The 16,624-nt window shown below is 71.6% G+C and carries 14 protein-coding genes and 1 rRNA gene; all 15 read left to right on the forward strand.

The genetic code is table 11. The features are described 5' to 3' along the window. Positions 1-102, forward strand: a 5S ribosomal RNA gene (rrf, locus tag DEI82_RS15245); the annotation flags it as partial. A 1,448-nt stretch (positions 103-1,550) separates the two neighbouring features. Then, the gene (locus DEI82_RS15250; RefSeq protein ID WP_258372096.1) at positions 1,551-2,273 is read left to right on the forward strand and encodes a M48 family metallopeptidase; all 723 of its coding nucleotides are present in this window, start codon (positions 1,551-1,553) and stop codon (positions 2,271-2,273) included. Positions 2,274-2,370: 97 nt separating this feature from the next. Then, positions 2,371-3,357, forward strand: coding sequence for an HAD-IIA family hydrolase (locus tag DEI82_RS15255; protein ID WP_258372097.1), 987 nt, complete (start codon positions 2,371-2,373; stop codon positions 3,355-3,357). A 10-nt stretch (positions 3,358-3,367) separates the two neighbouring features. After that, the gene (locus tag DEI82_RS16325) at positions 3,368-3,517 is read left to right on the forward strand and encodes a hypothetical protein (RefSeq protein WP_181435248.1); all 150 of its coding nucleotides are present in this window, start codon (positions 3,368-3,370) and stop codon (positions 3,515-3,517) included. Between the two features lie 154 nt (positions 3,518-3,671). After that, positions 3,672-4,559, forward strand: coding sequence for a TlyA family RNA methyltransferase (locus DEI82_RS15260; protein ID WP_258372098.1), 888 nt, complete (start codon positions 3,672-3,674; stop codon positions 4,557-4,559). Next, positions 4,556-5,479, forward strand: coding sequence for an NAD kinase (locus tag DEI82_RS15265; RefSeq protein WP_111011366.1), 924 nt, complete (start codon positions 4,556-4,558; stop codon positions 5,477-5,479). Before DEI82_RS15260 ends, DEI82_RS15265 begins: the two co-directional genes overlap by 4 nt. Next, complete coding sequence (recN, locus tag DEI82_RS15270; protein WP_111037505.1) at positions 5,476-7,170, forward strand: DNA repair protein RecN; 1,695 nt, start codon at positions 5,476-5,478, stop codon at positions 7,168-7,170. Before DEI82_RS15265 ends, recN begins: the two co-directional genes overlap by 4 nt. A gap of 177 nt (positions 7,171-7,347) precedes the next feature. After that, positions 7,348-9,072, forward strand: coding sequence for a CTP synthase (locus DEI82_RS15275; protein ID WP_284158620.1), 1,725 nt, complete (start codon positions 7,348-7,350; stop codon positions 9,070-9,072). A 148-nt stretch (positions 9,073-9,220) separates the two neighbouring features. Beyond that, positions 9,221-9,826 (forward strand): NUDIX hydrolase, encoded by a 606-nt coding sequence (locus DEI82_RS15280; RefSeq protein ID WP_258368754.1) that lies wholly within the window; start codon positions 9,221-9,223, stop codon positions 9,824-9,826. Positions 9,827-9,959: 133 nt separating this feature from the next. Further along, the gene (locus DEI82_RS15285; protein WP_258372100.1) at positions 9,960-10,967 is read left to right on the forward strand and encodes a site-specific tyrosine recombinase XerD; all 1,008 of its coding nucleotides are present in this window, start codon (positions 9,960-9,962) and stop codon (positions 10,965-10,967) included. Between the two features lie 86 nt (positions 10,968-11,053). Beyond that, on the forward strand, positions 11,054-11,917 hold the full coding sequence (locus DEI82_RS15290) for a ParA family protein (protein ID WP_111011364.1): 864 nt from the start codon (positions 11,054-11,056) through the stop codon (positions 11,915-11,917). Then, the gene (locus DEI82_RS15295) at positions 11,901-12,755 is read left to right on the forward strand and encodes a ScpA family protein (protein ID WP_111012821.1); all 855 of its coding nucleotides are present in this window, start codon (positions 11,901-11,903) and stop codon (positions 12,753-12,755) included. Before DEI82_RS15290 ends, DEI82_RS15295 begins: the two co-directional genes overlap by 17 nt. Beyond that, complete coding sequence (gene scpB / locus DEI82_RS15300; protein ID WP_111037506.1) at positions 12,745-13,461, forward strand: SMC-Scp complex subunit ScpB; 717 nt, start codon at positions 12,745-12,747, stop codon at positions 13,459-13,461. Before DEI82_RS15295 ends, scpB begins: the two co-directional genes overlap by 11 nt. Before the next feature lie 892 nt (positions 13,462-14,353). Continuing rightward, complete coding sequence (locus DEI82_RS16580) at positions 14,354-15,127, forward strand: pseudouridine synthase (RefSeq protein WP_111012896.1); 774 nt, start codon at positions 14,354-14,356, stop codon at positions 15,125-15,127. Positions 15,128-15,250: 123 nt separating this feature from the next. Next, positions 15,251-16,411, forward strand: a complete 1,161-nt coding sequence (locus DEI82_RS15310; RefSeq protein WP_111012818.1) for a prephenate dehydrogenase — start codon at positions 15,251-15,253, stop codon at positions 16,409-16,411. Positions 16,412-16,624: the final 213 nt, after the last annotated feature.

Genomic DNA, 16,624 nt, shown 5'->3' on the forward strand with positions numbered 1-16,624 from the left:
GAGAGGGAAACGCCCGGTCACATTCCGAACCCGGAAGCTAAGCCTCTCAGCGCCGATGGTACTGCAAGGGGGACCTTGTGGGAGAGTAGGACACCGCCGGACTCAACGTCAAGATGTGGCCATCGGCCCTCCATCGGACTCCTGGGACTCGTTCCCCGGATGCCGATAGGGCCGGTGGCCATTTCTGTTTAACCCGGTGCGCCGTCGCGCCATGTGTGCGGATCCATCCGGCACGTGGTGGACTGAGCGTGGACAACGACACAGTGAACCGTCTCCGGTAAGACCTCCGGATGAACGTACGAGGAGCCATGGTGGCCGACAGCCCCGAAGACGAAGCCCGCGACGACCGGCGCAACCGACGCGACGGATCCTCCCGCTCGAGCAGTGGTCGAGCAGGTGACGGTTCCACCGGGGCACCCGGTTCTGGCGCTGGTCCTCGAGCAGGGGCTGACGGTCGGCGCGGTCGATCGGGTGACGACCGGGGCGCCGCATCGTGGCGTGATGCCGGACACCGGCGGGAGAACGGTGAGCGGCGTGACGTCGTGCGCCCCGACGGTGATCGTGGTCCCCGAGGAGGCCGGAGCGCTGAGCGCGGCGGGTACGTGCGGGGACCCCGGGAGTTCGAGCGTCGCGACGATCGGGGAGGCAGTTCGTACCGAGGGGGACCGCGAGACGGCAACGGCCGCGGTGTCGAGGGTGGACCTCGAGGATCCGGCCGTGCCGACGGTGATCGTCCTGGGCGCCTGCAACGTCCTTCCGAGGGGGAGCGTCCGCGCCGCGACGGGCGGGACTTCCGGGCGAACGGCACCCGTACGGACCGCCAGGGATGGCGCGACGACCGCGGGCGCGGACAAGGCGGTGCGAGGCCCGATCATGGCGGCGTCGGTCGGGGTGCGGCGGGGCGAGATGGTGGCCGGGCCTCCCGTCCGGCAGACGGCGGTCGCCGTCCGTACGGCGACGACCGCACACGCTCCGGCGACGACCGACGTGCCCGGAGCGACGAAGGCAGGCGGTTCGGCGACGATCGCCGGACGCGCGGTGACGACCGCCGACCGTACGGCGACGACCGGCGTGAACGGCGCGATGACCGCGGACCTGCCGGGGCCGGCCGTCGTGCTGGTTCCGATGGCGGCCGTTCGGGCGGAGCCAGCCGCGGGCAGGGTCCGCGCGACGGTCGACCGTACGGCGATCGTGACGACCGGGCGCGCGGCCAGGACGGGCGGGTCGGGGGTCGCGAGCGTGCGCGCTTCGGTGACGGCTCCCGGTCTGCAGGTGCTCGCTTCGGTGAGGGGTCGCGGGACGCCTTCGTCGACCGCGATCCGTTCGGTACTCGGTCCATCCGTCCGCGTCACGACGACCCGGACGTTCCCGAGGGCATCCAGCCCCGTGATCTCGACATCCAGGCGCGCGCCGAGCTGAAGACGCTGAGCAAGGACAACTCGGACTGGGTCGCGAAGCACCTCGTGGCCGCAGCACTCCTCATCGACGACGACCCGGAACTCGCGCACGCGCACGCGGTCAGCGCCGGACGTCGGGCTGGACGCGTCGCCGTGGTCCGCGAGACCCTGGCGATCACGTCCTACCGACTGGGTGACTTCGCGTCTGCTCTCCGGGAACTCCGGACCTACCGCCGTATCTCGGGGCGCAACGACCAGCTTCCGATGATGGTCGACTGCGAGCGCGGACTCGGCCGTCCGGAGCGCGCACTCGAGCTGGGACGGTCCGTCGACCGTGCGGCACTCGACGTGCCCGTGCAGGTGGAACTCGCGATCGCGATGTCCGGAGCCCGGCTCGACCTCGGGAATCCCACAGCGGCGCTTGCCGAGTTGGAGATTCCACAGCTGGACCCGGCGACGGCCTACAGCTGGTCGCCGTCGCTCTACAGTGCTTACGCGGCGACGCTCGAAGAGCTCGGCCGCCAAGACGAGGCCGACGAATGGTGGGCCCGTGTCGATCGTGCTACCGCGGCGCTCGCCGAGGCTGCTGATGAGGATGCTTGGGAGACGGTGGATGTGGTCGAGGAAGCGATCGACGGAGCGGACGACGAGCTTGCCCCCGTCGACTCCGGGCGAGCCGATGGCAGTGGGAGCGACGACGGGGAAGCACCCAGCGACGGACTCGTCGAGCGCGGAGACGGCGTCACCGGTGACGACGGCATCGACGAAGGGCCCGACGTCGCCGGCGTCATCGAGTCGGATGACATCGACGACGAAGCGTTCGAGATCGACGAAGCCGACCCGATCGACGTCGACGGATCCGGAGCAGACCGCTGATCGGTCCGGATCGAAACCGATCGCGGGCGCGGTCGATGTGCGCGACGATGGGTCCGGATCGGCGCGCACCGACTCGGCTGACGCAGCTCGTCCGCCCTTGGACGGCATCGACCTCGTCCTGACGGACCTCGACGGGGTCGTGTACCGCGGCTCCGCGGCGATCCCGCACGCGGTCGAGGCACTCACCGCGGCGTCGGCCACGGCCCGCGTCGGCTACATCACGAACAACGCGTCCCGGCGCCCGGCTGACGTCGCCGAGCACCTGCGTGGCTATGGCCTCGAGGTCGGAGCGGACGACGTCGTCACCTCGTCGCAGGCGGGCGTCCGGCTCCTGTCGACGCTCGTGCCAGCGGGGGCGACGATCCTCGTCATCGGTGGAGTCGGGTTGACGAGCATCGTCGAGGCCGGGGGCTTCCGGGTGACGGACTCCGCCGACGACGAGCCAGCGGCCGTGATCCAGGGGTTCTCACCGGATCTCGGGTGGCGACAACTCGCCGAGGCGTCGTTCGCCCTGGCCCGGGACATCCCCTGGGTGGCGACGAACATGGACTGGTCGATCCCGGTCGAGCGCGGCATCGCCCCGGGCAACGGCACACTCGTGGCGGCGGTGCACAACGCGGTGGGACGCATGCCCGTCGTCGCGGGCAAGCCAGAACGGGCGATCTTCGAGACGGCGGTCGAGCGGTTCGGGGGAACGCAGCGACTGTTCATCGGCGACCGGCTCGACACGGACATCAAGGGTGCCAACGACGCCGGTATCCCGAGCGTGCTCGTGCTCACCGGTATCGACCAAGCGAAGCAGGTCCTCGCCGCGGATGAGCGATCGCGGCCGACGTGGGTCCTCGGCGACCTCCGCGGTCTCGCCGAGCCGTACCCGGTGACGCACCGCGAAACCGACCGCGACGGAGCGCGGATCGTGCGGGTCGGTGGGGCACGCGTGAGGATGCAGGCACACGTCGTTCGCGTGGAGGAGCGCGGCGACGACTCCCTCGACCTCCTGCGGGCAGGGGCGACTGCGATCTGGGAATCGGGGCTCGCGATCTACGGTCTCGACGTCGATCCGGCGCTGTACGGCGGCGAGTAGCCTGGACCGTATGGGTGAGCACGACGAGACCGGAGGGGACGCATTGATCTCCCGAGTCCGGCTCATCGAGGACCAGCCGCTCCCCGAGCGCGCCGACGCCTTCGCGCAGCTCCATGACGAGCTCCGCACGCGTCTCGAGGGTGGCAGCGCGAGTGCGTGACGGGCGGCCCGCCGCGGGTGCTCGGACCGCTGGTGACGCCGATGCCGGTGTGCACGCTGGTTCTGGTTCTGGTTCTGGTTCTGGTTCTGGTTCTGGTTCTGGTTCTGGTTCTGGTTCTGGTTCCGGTGCTGCTCCCGGTGCCGTGGAGCGTTCGGTGCGGCTCGACGCGCTGCTCGCCGAGCGGGGACTCGTGCGGTCCCGGACCGCCGCCGTGAAGCTGGTGCAGGCGGGGCGGGTCGCGGTCGACGGCATCACGGCGGTGAAGCCGTCGTCGCCGGTGCGCCCCGACGCCACGCTCGCGGTCGAACCGGACGACGACTGGGTGTCGCGGGCGGCGCACAAGCTGGTCGCGGCGCTCGACGCCTTCGAGGTGGACCCGGCGGGCAGGGTGGCGCTCGACGTCGGGGCATCGACCGGCGGCTTCACGCAGGTGCTCCTCGAGCGAGGAGCGTCCCGGGTCATCGCGCTCGACGTCGGTCACGGGCAGCTCGACCCCCGCGTGGCGTCGGACCGCCGCGTCGTTGTCGTCGAGGGGATGAACGCCAGGAACCTCGAGCCCGATGGCTTCCGTGCCCTGGATCCCCGGGCCGCGGCCACGAGTCTGGTCGTCGCCGACCTGTCGTTCATCAGCCTGCGACTCGTGCTCCCGGCGCTGGCCGACGCGGTCCCGGCCGACGAACACGTCCTGCTCGTGAAACCGCAGTTCGAGGTGGGGCGGTCGGGCATCCGTGAGGGCATCGTCCACGATCCTGACCTCCGCGACGACGCCGTCATGAACGTGCTCTGGACCGCGCACGACCTGGGGTTCGGCGTAGCGGGCGTCATGGCGTCGCCGATCCTCGGTACGCACGGGAACCACGAGTTCCTCGTGCACCTGGTGCGGGGCGGCGGGACACAGCCCACGGAGTGGCGATCCCGGGTGACGGCGCTCGCAGCGAACGCCGTGCGGGGCACGACGTCCGTGCGGGGCACGGCGTCCGTGCGGGGCACGACGTCCGCGCGGGATCGAACGGGTACGGACAGGAACGAGGAAACGCGATGACCGGCGAACGACACATCCTGCTCGTCTCGCACACCGGCCGGCGGGACTCGATCGACGCCGCGCTCGAGGTGTGCGACCTGCTGCACGCCGCAGGCCTCGTCCCGGTGATGCCGTTCGACGAGTACGCCGACATCCGGCGTGCCGAGGCCTCCGTGGGCCAGGTCGACATCCTCGGGGTCGACGTGCAGACGTCCGAACTCGAGATCGTGATCGTGCTCGGCGGGGACGGGACGATCCTCCGCGCGGCGGAACTGGTGCGCGACGTCAACGCGCCGATCGTCGGGGTCAATCTCGGTCACGTCGGGTTCCTCGCCGAGAGCGAGCGCGACGGATTGGCCGAGACCGTGCAGCGTGCGCTGAGCGGCGACTACCACGTCGAGGAGCGGGTGACCCTGCAGGTCGACGTCATCCTGGGGCAGGACGTCGTCTACTCGTCCTGGGCGCTCAACGAGGCGACCGTCGAGAAGGCCGCCCGCGAGCGGATGCTCGAGGTCGTCATGGAGGTCGACGGCCGCCCCCTCTCGTCGTTCGGGTGCGACGGTGTCGTCATGTCCACCCCGACCGGGTCGACCGCGTACTCGTTCTCGGGCGGCGGTCCCATCGTGTGGCCGGACGTCGACGCGCTCCTCATGGTGCCGCTCGGGGCACACGCGCTCTTCCAACGACCCATCGTCGTCGGTCCGAACTGCACGTTGGCCGTCGAGGTCCTGCGCCGGACGGCCGGCCTGGGCGTGCTCTGGTGCGATGGACGACGGACCCACGACCTGCCTCCCGGCGCGCGCGTCGAGGTCCGGCGCTCGCCGCAGCCGGTCCGGGTCGCACGTCTCAAGGACGCGCCGTTCACCGACCGGCTCGTCGCCAAGTTCCAGCTGCCGGTCAGTGGATGGCGTGGGCCCCAGCACGACGAGGACGGATCGTGATCGACGAGATCGGGATCCGGGACCTCGGGGTGATCGGCGAGGCGACGCTGGAACTCGGCCCCGGGTTCACGGTCGTGACGGGTGAGACGGGTGCCGGCAAGACGATGATCGTGACCGCGCTCGGCCTGTTGCTCGGGGCGCGTGCCGACGCGTCGTCGGTACGGCGGGGGAGTGCGTCGGCCGTCGTCGAGGGCCGCTGGCGGATCGAGGCCGACTCGCCGGTCGTCGAGCGCGTCGAGGACGCCGGCGGAGCGGTCGAGGACGGCGAGCTCATCCTGACGCGGACGGTCTCCGCCGAGGGACGCAGCCGCGCGACCGTCGGTGGACGGAGTGCACCGGTCGCGGTGCTCGGGGAACTCGCCGACCGGCTCGTCACGGTGCACGGGCAGTCCGACCAGATCCGCTTGACCTCGTCGACCGCGCAGCGCGCCGCGCTCGACGCCTTCGGCGGCTCGGCTCTCCGCGACGCGCTCGCCGCGTACACCACGGCGTACGACCGCTGGCAGCAGCATGCGGGGGACCTCGAGGGCCTGACGCGCGATCGGGAGGAACGCATCCGGGAGGCGGACACGCTGCGGGCCGCGAGCGCGGAGATCGAGGCGGCCGACCCACAACCCGGCGAGGACGTCGAGCTCACGGAACGCGCCGAGCGGCTCGGCAACCTCGAGGAGCTCCGCCTCTCCGCCGGCCTGGCCCACGAGGCGCTCTCGAGCGAGGCGCTCGACGGCACACCCGACGTGGTCGGGCTGGTCGAGGCGGCGCGCCGTGCCGTCGAACGGGTGGTCGGCTTCGACGCGGAACTCGCGCCGATCCTCGACCAGCTCACCGACATCGGGTACCAGGTCGGCGAGGCGGCGTCGACGTTGTCGAGCTACCTCGGCTCGCTCGACGGCGATGCCGCGCACGACCTCGAACTCGTCAACGAGCGACGGGCCGTGCTCGCCGCGCTCGTCCGGAAGTACGGGGACGACGTCGACGACATCATCGCGTTCGGGCGGCGGGCGTCCGACCGTCTGCTCGAACTCGACGGGGACGACGACCGCATCGTGGCGCTCGAAGCCGCGGTGGAGTCGGACCTCGCCGTGCTCGAGGAGACGGCGACCGCCCTCACCGCCGCACGGACGACCGCGGCCGAGGACCTCGCCGCACGGGTGACCGACGAGCTGGCGTCGCTCGCGATGTCCGGGGCTCGACTCGTCGTCGAGGTGACGGATGCCGGTGAGTACCGGCAGGCCGGACGGGACCAGGTCGCGATCCTGCTGCAGCCGCACTCGGGATCCGACCCGCGGCCGATCGGCCGGGGTGCGTCCGGCGGTGAGCTGTCCCGCGTGATGCTCGCGATCGAGGTCGTCATGGCCGGCACGACCACCGTGCCGACGTTCGTCTTCGACGAGGTCGACGCCGGGGTCGGGGGAGCGGCGGCGATCGAGATCGGACGCCGCCTGGCCCGCCTCGCGCGGACGACCCAGGTCGTCGTGGTCACGCACCTCGCGCAGGTGGCGGCCTTCGCCACGAACCACCTGCGGGTCGTCAAGGACGCCTCGGGTGCCGTCACCTCGAGCAGCGTCCAGCGTCTGCAGGGTGAGGACCGACTGCAGGAGATGGCGCGGTTGTTGTCCGGACTCGACGAGAGCGAGAGCGGTATCGAGCACGCGCGCGAACTGCTGCAGATGGCGGCGGCGAGCGTCTGAGGCGGGCGGCGGTCGGGCCTCCCGGCATCCTGCGGGCGCCGCGCGGACCGGACGAGCGCTCCATCGGCGTCGCGTCCCAGGGCGTGGCGCCGCGACACACCCGGACCGCCGCCGGCGCCGCCCGCCGCTCCGGGCGGCATCGACGGGGTGACGCCCCGTGCCATACAATGGAAGCCCGTGGCGGACATCTTCAGCGGCGGTACTCGATCCTCTTCTCCTGACCAGCCCTCCAAGGTCACGAAGCACATCTTCGTCACCGGTGGCGTGGTCTCCTCGCTCGGCAAGGGCCTCACCGCCGCGAGCCTCGGCAACCTCCTCACCGCGCGGGGCCTGCGCGTCGTGATGCAGAAGCTCGACCCGTACCTCAACGTCGACCCGGGCACGATGAACCCGTTCCAACACGGCGAGGTCTTCGTCACCGACGACGGTGCCGAGACGGACCTCGACATCGGCCACTACGAGCGGTTCCTCGACATCAACCTGTCGCAGTCCGCGAACGTCACGACGGGGCAGGTCTACTCGTCGGTCATCGCCAAGGAGCGCCGGGGCGAGTACCTCGGCGACACGGTGCAGGTGATCCCGCACATCACGGACGAGATCAAGCGCCGGATGCGGGAGCAGGCGAGCAACGACCCGCAGCCCGACGTGATCATCACGGAGGTCGGCGGCACCGTCGGCGACATCGAGTCGCAGCCGTTCATCGAGTCGGCCCGCCAGGTGCGACACGAGCTCGGGCGGGCGAACGTGTTCTTCGTGCACGTCTCCCTCGTGCCCTTCATGAATGCCTCGGGCGAGCAGAAGACGAAGCCGACGCAGCACTCCGTCGCCGCGCTGCGCTCGATCGGGATCCAGCCCGATGCGCTCGTGCTCCGCTCGGACCGCCCCGTGTCGGACTCGAACAAGCGGAAGATCGCGCTCATGTGCGACGTCGACGAGGGCGCGGTCGTGAACGCGGTGGACGTGCCGTCGATCTACGACATCCCGACCATGCTGCACAACCAGGGCCTCGACGCGTACATCATCGACGCGCTCGGGCTGTCCGCGGGCCCGGTCGACTGGTCGAGCTGGAACGAGGTGCTCCGCGCGGTGCACGAGCCGAAGCGCGAGGTGACCATCGGACTGGTCGGCAAGTACATCGACCTGCCGGACGCCTACCTGTCCGTCACCGAGGCGTTGCGAGCCGGCGGCTTCGCGCACAACACCAAGGTGCTGCTGAAGTGGGTCGTGTCGGACGAGTGCCAGACGCCCGAGGGTGCGGCGAAGCACCTGGGTGACGTCGACGGCATCTGTGTGCCGGGCGGTTTCGGCGTCCGCGGGATCGAGGGCAAGCTCGGTGCGCTGCGGTTCGCCCGCGAGAACGGGATCCCGACCCTCGGTCTGTGCCTCGGTCTGCAGTGCATGGTCATCGAGTACGCGCGCAACGAGGCGGGTCTGCCGCACGCGTCGTCGTCCGAGTTCGACCCGGAGACGCCGTTCCCCGTGATCGCCACCATGGCCGAGCAGGTCGACATCATCGCCGGCGGCGACCTCGGCGGGACGATGCGGCTCGGCCTGTACCCGGCCGAGCTCGGCGAGGGCACGCTCGCCCGCGACCTGTACGCCGCGGCGGAGGCATCCGAGCGACACCGTCACCGCTACGAGGTGAACAACAAGTACCGCGACCAGATCGCCGACGCCGGTCTCGTGTTCTCGGGGACGTCGCCCGACGGCACGCTGGTCGAGTACGTGGAGCTCGACCGGTCCGTGCACCCCTTCTACATCGGCACCCAGGCGCACCCGGAGCTGCGGTCGCGGCCGAACCACGCGCACCCGCTCTTCGCCGGCCTCGTCGCCGCGGCGCTGGACCGTCAGGAGGCCTCGCGACTGTTCGAGGTGCAGGAGCCGGAGACCGAATCGGTCTGACCGTCGTGCGACGGTGACGGGAGGGACGGTGCCGGCTGGCGTCGTCCCTCCCGTCGTTCGTCGTCCACAGCTCCCCGCCGTGTCGCTCGCTCCACCGCCGCTCGCAGCGGGCGGGCGCCGTCCTGCCGACGAGGTGCAGGATGGACGGGTGACCGAGACCGCGACGAACGACCCCGAACCCACGCCCGCTGAGACCCCGCTCGCCGACGAGCACCTGGAACCACCGCTCAAGGCGTCCGAGGTCGTGTACGAGGGCGCCGTCTGGGACATCCGGAAGGACACGGTCGACTACAACGGCGAGGACATGGTGCGCGAGTACATCGCGCACACCGGCGCCGTCGCCGTCTACGCCGAGGACGACGAAGGCCGGGTCCTCGTCATCCAGCAGTACCGGCACCCGATCCGCAAGCGGGACTGGGAGCTGCCCGCCGGGCTGCTCGACCAGCAGGGGGAGGACCCGCTCGACGCCGCGAAGCGCGAACTCGGCGAGGAAGCCGACCTCGAGGCCGACGACTGGTCGGAACTGCTCCGCTTCACCCCGTCGCCGGGCGGCAGCGACGAGGTGATCATCGTCTACCGTGCCCGCGGCGTCCGTGCCAAGGACGAGGCGTTCGAGCGCTCCTTCGAGGAGGCCGACATCGTGAAGCGGTGGGTGCCGCGCGAGGACGTCGTGCAGGGCGTGCTCGGTGGTCGGCTCGGCAACGCGATCCTGTCGCTGGCGGCGCTCGCCGTGGACCGGGTCGAGTCCCGCTGACGCGGAGGACCGAGGGCAGGGTCGGGATCGCGGGCTCGGGCCACGTCGGAGGCCCGCTCGACCTCGCGGGGTGGGTCCGCGGGGTGGGTCCGCGTCGGGCGGACCGGGACCTCGGTCGCCTAGCCTGGATGCCGTGACGACGTACGACGCTGCCGTGGGGAGCTACCTGCGCCACGTCGCCGTGGAGCGGGGACTGTCCGAGCACACGCTCGCGGCGTACCGACGAGACCTGACGGCCTTCGGACAGTGGCTGGGGTCGGACCCCGACGGGGCGGTCGTGGTCGAGGACGTCCGACGTCTCACCAAGTCGCACGTGTCCGACTTCGTCACCTCCCTGGCCACCCGGCCCGAGGGACCGCTCGCGCCCCGGAGCATCGCCCGGATGCTGTCGTCGATCCGGTCGTTCTCGGCGTTCACCGCTGCGGAGGGCGTCCTGCCCGCGGATCCCGCCGCGTCCGTGCGACCGCCGAAGTCCCCCATGCGACTGCCGAAGGCGATCACGATCGACCAGATGGGCGCACTCCTCGCCGCCGTCGACGGGGACGATCCCGTGCAGCTCCGCGATCGCGCGTTGCTCGAACTCCTGTACGCGACGGGGGCCCGGATCTCCGAGGCGGTCGGCCTCAGCGTCGACGACGTCACGGCCCTGCCGCCCGACGATGACGACGAGGACGGGGACGAGTCGGAGATCGCCGTGGTCCGGGTCACCGGCAAGGGCAACAAGCAGCGGATCGTGCCGCTCGGCAGCTACGCGCGAGCCGCCATCGACGCCTACCTGGTCCGGGCTCGGCCGGTGTTCGCCGCGCGCGGCACGGCGACCCCCGCGCTGTTCCTCGGTGTCCGCGGGGCGCGCATGTCCCGGCAGAGCGCATGGCTGGTGATCCAGGCCGCTGCCGAACGCGCCCACCTGACCGCGCACGTCTCGCCCCACACGTTCCGGCACTCGTTCGCGACGCACCTGCTCGAAGGCGGGGCCGACGTCCGGGTCGTGCAGGAGCTGCTCGGCCACGCGTCCGTGGCGACCACGCAGATCTACACGCTCGTGACCGCCGACATGCTCCACGACGTCTACGTCACGAGCCACCCGCGGGCGCGACGACCGACCCGTGCAGGTGTGCACACCGGCGGCACCCGGGCCTGATCGGGCACGCGTCGCCGAGCGTGCGGCGCGGGGCGGGCTGGGGTGCGCCTCCCGGCCGCGTCGTCGGCCGCCGCTACGATTGCAGCGTGCCCACGAACCCGACGACCCAGCCCGCGATCGGTCCGACCGGGCGACCTGTTCGGACGTTCCCCGTGCCCGAAGAACTCGACGGCCACGGGCCCGCCCGCATCATCACGCTGTGCAACCAGAAGGGCGGCGTCGGCAAGACGACGACCTCGATCAACCTCGGCGCAGCGCTCGCCGAGTACGGACGCCGCGTGCTCGCGGTCGACTTCGATCCGCAGGGTGCGCTGTCGGCGGGACTCGGTGTCCGCACGCACGACGTCCCCACCGTCTACGACCTGCTCATCGGCACGGTGAAGGACCCCAACACGATCATCCAGGGCACGGGGACGCCCGGGCTCGACGTCATCCCCGCGAACATCGACCTGTCCGCAGCCGAGGTCCACCTGGTCAGCGAAGTCGCTCGCGAGCAGATCCTCGCCGGGGTCCTGCGGAAGGTCTCGCGCGACTACGACGTCATCCTCGTCGACTGCCAGCCCTCGCTCGGACTGCTCACCGTCAACGCCCTCACGGCCGCGCACGGCGTGCTCATCCCACTCGAGTGCGAGTTCTTCGCGCTGCGCGGGGTGGCGCTGCTCATCGAGACCATCGACAAGGTGCGCGACCGGCTCAACCCGGCGCTCATGCTCGACGGCATCCTCGCCACCATGTACGACTCCCGGACGCTGCACTCGCGCGAGGTCATGGAGCGGGTCGTCGACGCGTTCGGCGACAAGGTGTTCGAGACCGTCATCGGGCGCACCGTGAAGTTCCCCGACGCCACGGTCTCCGCGCGACCGATCACCCAGACCGCGCCCGACCACCCCGCAGCGGCTGCGTACCGGGCGCTCGCGCGGGAACTCGTCTTCCGTGGCGCCGTCGCCTGACCCGACGCGGACGGCACCGGAGGCCCTGACCGCGTCGGCCACCGAGACCGACGGGCGCCCGGGGTTCCGGGTGACGCTGGCGAACTTCGACGGGCCGTTCGACCTGCTCCTGTCGCTCATCACCAAGCGTGAACTCGACATCACCGAGGTCGCCCTCAGCGCCGTGACCACCGAGTTCATCGCATACGTGCGGGCGGCCGAGAGCGCTGAGGAGCTCGACGAGGCGAGCGAGTTCCTGGTCGTCGCCGCCACCCTGCTCGACCTGAAGATCGCGGGGCTGCTGCCACAGGGCGAACTCGTCGACGCCGAGGACGTCGCCCTGCTCGAAGCACGCGACCTGCTGTTCGCGCGGCTGCTGCAGTACCGGGCGTTCAAGCAGGCCGCGCACTGGTTCGGGGCGCAGTGGGACACCGAGGTGCGCCGGCACGTCCGGTCCGTGCGGCTGGAGGAGCGGTTCCGGGCTCGGACCCCGGAGCTCGTCTGGACACTGTCCGTACAGGACTTCGCGGCGCTCGCGGCCGTCGCACTCGCCCCGCGCGAGATCCCGACGGTGGGGCTCGACCACCTCCACGCGCCGCTCGTCAGCATCCGCGAGCAGGCCGCGATCGTCGTGTCGATGCTCCGCAACGGCGGCGAGGTGACGTTCCGGCAACTGATCGCCGGCGTGACCGAGACGGGTATCGTGGTGGCTCGCTTCCTGGCGATCCTCGAGTTGTACCGGAACGCCTCCATCGCGTTCGAACAGCTCGAGCCCCTCGGGGAGCTCACCATCCGCTGGACCGCGGACCACTGGTCCGACGAGAGCCTCGCCAACTTGGGAGCCGACTATGACGGATGACAGCAGCGGCGGTCGTGCCGGCGGCTCCGACGAGCCCGGCGGCGCCGACGAGATCGCCGAGGCCCGCTTCGCCGAGCAGGAGCTCCGTGACGGCGAGGCAGTGGACGCCGCGAACGGCGCCGACGATGCTCGGAGTGGCGCGGCAGGCCTCGACGTGCCGATCGACCGTCAGATCGAGGCGATCCTGATGATCGCGGACGAACCCCAGACCCCGATCGCGCTCGCGACCGCGGTCGGCGCGCCCGTGCCCGCGGTCCGGCAGGCCATCGAGCGCCTCGTCCGTGACTTCGACGGGGCGGACGGCGGGGTCCGCCGCGGGTTCGAACTCCGTGAGGTCGGCGGCGGTTGGCGCTTCTACGTCCGGTCCGAACTCGACCCGGTGGTGGAGCAGTTCGTGCACGCCGAACGTCCCGCCCGTCTCTCGCAAGCAGCGCTGGAGACCCTGGCGGTCGTTGCCTACAAGCAACCGATCACACGTGCTCAGATCGCGTCGATCCGCGCCGTGAACGTGGACGGTGTCGTTCGGACCCTCGTGGCTCGCGGACTCATCGCGGAGTCCTTCACCGACAGCGAGACCGGCGCGATCAACTACGTGACCACGGACCTGCTGCTCACCCAGCTCGGGATCAACACGCTCGAGGAGCTGCCGCTCATCTCGCCGCTCCTCGAGGACGGCACGGAAGGATTCGCCGATGGCCGCGCATGACGACGACCGGGAACCGCGGGGGCGGGATCGGTCCGACCGATCGAGGCCGGACGGGAACGGGCACGGCCGGGCTCGTCCCGGTGCCGGAGGCGCTGATCGTGGTCGTCCGGATCGAGACGGTCCGGATCGCGGCCGTCCCGATCGCGGTCGGCCGTACGGCGACCGTGGTCGCGGTGACGGCGCCCGTGGGGACCGGCCGAACGACGGTCGGCCGTACGGCGACCGTGGTCGCGGCGACAGCGCCCGTGGTGACCGGCCGAACGACGGTCGGCCGTACGGCGACCGTGGGCGCGATGACGGCGCCCGTGGCGAGCGGCCGTACGGCCAACATCCGTCCCGCGACCGTCCGACGGGAGGCTTCGGTTCGCGCGGCGAGGGTCGCCATGGGGGCGGCCCCGAGCGACGTCGGGACGACCAGAGCGATCGTTCGGGTGTTCCGCGGGACGAGCGGTTCCGTGGCGGGCGACACGGCGGGGACGACTCCGGGCCGCGAGCCGGGCGTGACGATCGCCGACAGGACGACCGGGGTGGCCGCGAGCGGGACTCCAGGGGTGGCCGCGAGCGGGACCCCCGGGGCGGCCGTGGGCAAGACCCTCGACGCGACGCGCAGCGGTCCGACCCCGCGGACTCGCGGGTGTGGCACAACGGTCGTCGGTACGTCGGCGGCACCGCGAACCCGCGGAACCAGCGCCGTGACGACGACGGACGACCGGGGCGCCGCACTCCCGCCGCCCGGCCGGACACCACCCCGCTCCGGCCCGGTGCCGTGGATGAACGAGGGCTCCCGCTCGAGGGGACGCCGGAGCGCCCCATCATCCCCGAGTGGGACGACGCGACCGGCTCGGGAACCGGGCGTGGAGGTCCGGATGGGGCGGGCCTCCCGGCCGGCGATCTGCCCCAGGGAGAGCGCCTGCAGAAGGTGATCGCGGCAGCGGGGATCGCGAGTCGGCGGGTGGCCGAGAACCTCATCGCTGAGGGACGCGTCACGGTCAACGGCGAGGTCGTCGATGCTCTCGGCCGACGCGTGGACCCCGAGCACGACGAGATCGCCGTCGACGGTCTCGCGGTGCAGGTGGACACCTCGCGTCGATACGTGATGCTCAACAAACCGACGGGCGTCGTCTCGAGCATGCACGACGAGCACGGACGGCCCGACCTGTCGCAGTACGCCGACCGGTACGACGAGCGACTGTTCAACGTCGGGCGGCTCGATGCCGAGACCTCGGGCCTCCTGGTCCTCACGAACGACGGCGCGCTCGCGCACGTCCTCGCCCACCCGTCGTTCGGCGTGACCAAGACCTACATCGCGAAGGTCGAGGGCGGCGTCACGCCCGCGACGATCCAGCGCCTCATCGACGGTGTCGAACTCGAGGACGGTCCGATCGCGGCGGACAAGGCGCGGTTGCTCGAGAACGCGCGCGGGTCCTCCCTGGTCGAGATCACGTTGCACTCCGGACGGAACCGGATCGTGCGTCGCATGCTCGACGCGGTCGGTCACCCGGTCGAGGAGCTCGTGCGTCGGTCGTTCGGGCCGCTCCACCTCGGCACGCTCGGCGTGGGCCGGCAGCGTGCGTTGACGACGCAGGAGCTCGGAGCGTTGCTCACCATCGCGCGACGGCATCGGAACCGTGGATCGGACCGTGTGGAGCGGGACCCGGAGGACTGACGCGCTGCGGCCACGACGAGCCGTCGCGTCGGGCATCGGTAGGCTCGGGTGGTGCCCGCGGTACCGGGGCGCCCCGAGCGCCGTCGTCCTCGGGCCCCTGCGTGTGATGGAGAGGACACGACCGTGACCCGAACGGATCCGTCGGCCTCGTCCGGGCCCTCCCGCACCGCCCCGACCGCCGCGCCCGAGTCCCCCGGCCAGCGTCGGGTCAGCGGACAGGTCCGGATCGTCGGGACCGGGCTCCTCGGCGCCTCGATCGGACTCGCGCTCCGGCAACAGGGCGTGGACGTCGTCCTCGACGACGCCTCGCCTGCAGCGCTCGCACTCGCCGCGGACTACGGGGCCGGTCGGCTCGCGTCCGACGGTGACCGCCCTGGCCTCGTCGTCGTCGCGGTGCCACCGGACGTGACTGCGTCGGTCGTCGCACGCGAGTTGGACGCACACCCGGACGCGGTCGTCACCGACGTCTCGAGCGTCAAGGCGGGTCCGCTGGCAGCGCTCCGACAGCGCGGAGCGGACGTCAGCCGATACGTGGGATCGCACCCGATGGCGGGTCGCGAGCGCAGCGGCGCCATCGCCGCGCGCGCGGACCTGTTCATCGGACGGCCCTGGGTCATCGCGGGCCACGACGGCATCACGCATCAGCGTGCCGTGGCCGTCGAGGACCTCGCGCTGGACCTCGGCGCGACCGTCGTCGAGATGGACGTCGACACCCACGACGAGGCCGTCGCCCTGGTGTCCCACGCGCCCCAACTCGTGTCGACGCTGATGGCCTCGCAGCTGCGCAACGCTCCTGACACGTCGCTCGGTCTCGCGGGTGGCGGCGTTCGCGACGTCACCCGGGTGGCCGCGAGCGATCCCGGCCTCTGGGTCCAGATCCTCGGTGCGAACGCGCCGCGGATCCGGCCGGTGCTCGAGGCGTTCCGCGCTGAACTCGACGCCGTCATCGCCGCGCTCGCCGAGCCCACCGCCCCGGGAGCCCCCAGGACGATCGCGGGCGCGATGGCCGCCGGCAACCTCGGCGTGGCCCGGCTGCCCGGCAAACACGGCACGACCCGGCGGTACAGCCAGGTCGTCGTGCTCATCGATGACCAGCCCGGCCAACTGGCCCGCCTGCTGACCGAGATCGGGCAGATCGGCGTCAACCTCGAGGACCTGCGCCTCGAGCACTCTCCGGGAGCGCCCATCGGCATCGTCGAGGTCTCGGTGGTACCGGAGGAAGAACAGCGGCTGCTCGACGAGCTCGAGCGCCGTGGATGGAGGATCGCAGCGGCATGGGCATGAACGGCACCGACGAAATGGGCACCGACGAGATGGGCACCGACGAGACGGGCACCGCGGCGATGGGCGGCACGGCGCTCGGCGACAGCGGCGTGACCGGTGGTCCGGACGGCCCCGACGCCGGCCTCCCGACTCCGGGTGGTGCGCCCGGTCCGGCGACACCGGGCGGCGGTGCTCCCGGTGGCGGGATCAGTGACGTGCTCGGCGGCGCTCCGG

Origin of the sequence: Curtobacterium sp. MCBD17_019 (assembly GCF_003234555.1) — a bacterium.
Lineage (GTDB): Bacteria > Actinomycetota > Actinomycetes > Actinomycetales > Microbacteriaceae > Curtobacterium.

What these genes read in the sequence shown, in the direction of transcription:
- DEI82_RS16325 (WP_181435248.1), top strand. Translation starts at nt 3,368, where the DNA reads ATGGGTGAGCACGACGAGACCGGAGGGGACGCATTGATCTCCCGAGTC.
- scpB (WP_111037506.1), top strand. Translation starts at nt 12,745, where the DNA reads ATGACGGATGACAGCAGCGGCGGTCGTGCCGGCGGCTCCGACGAGCCC.
- DEI82_RS15265 (WP_111011366.1), top strand. Translation starts at nt 4,556, where the DNA reads ATGACCGGCGAACGACACATCCTGCTCGTCTCGCACACCGGCCGGCGG.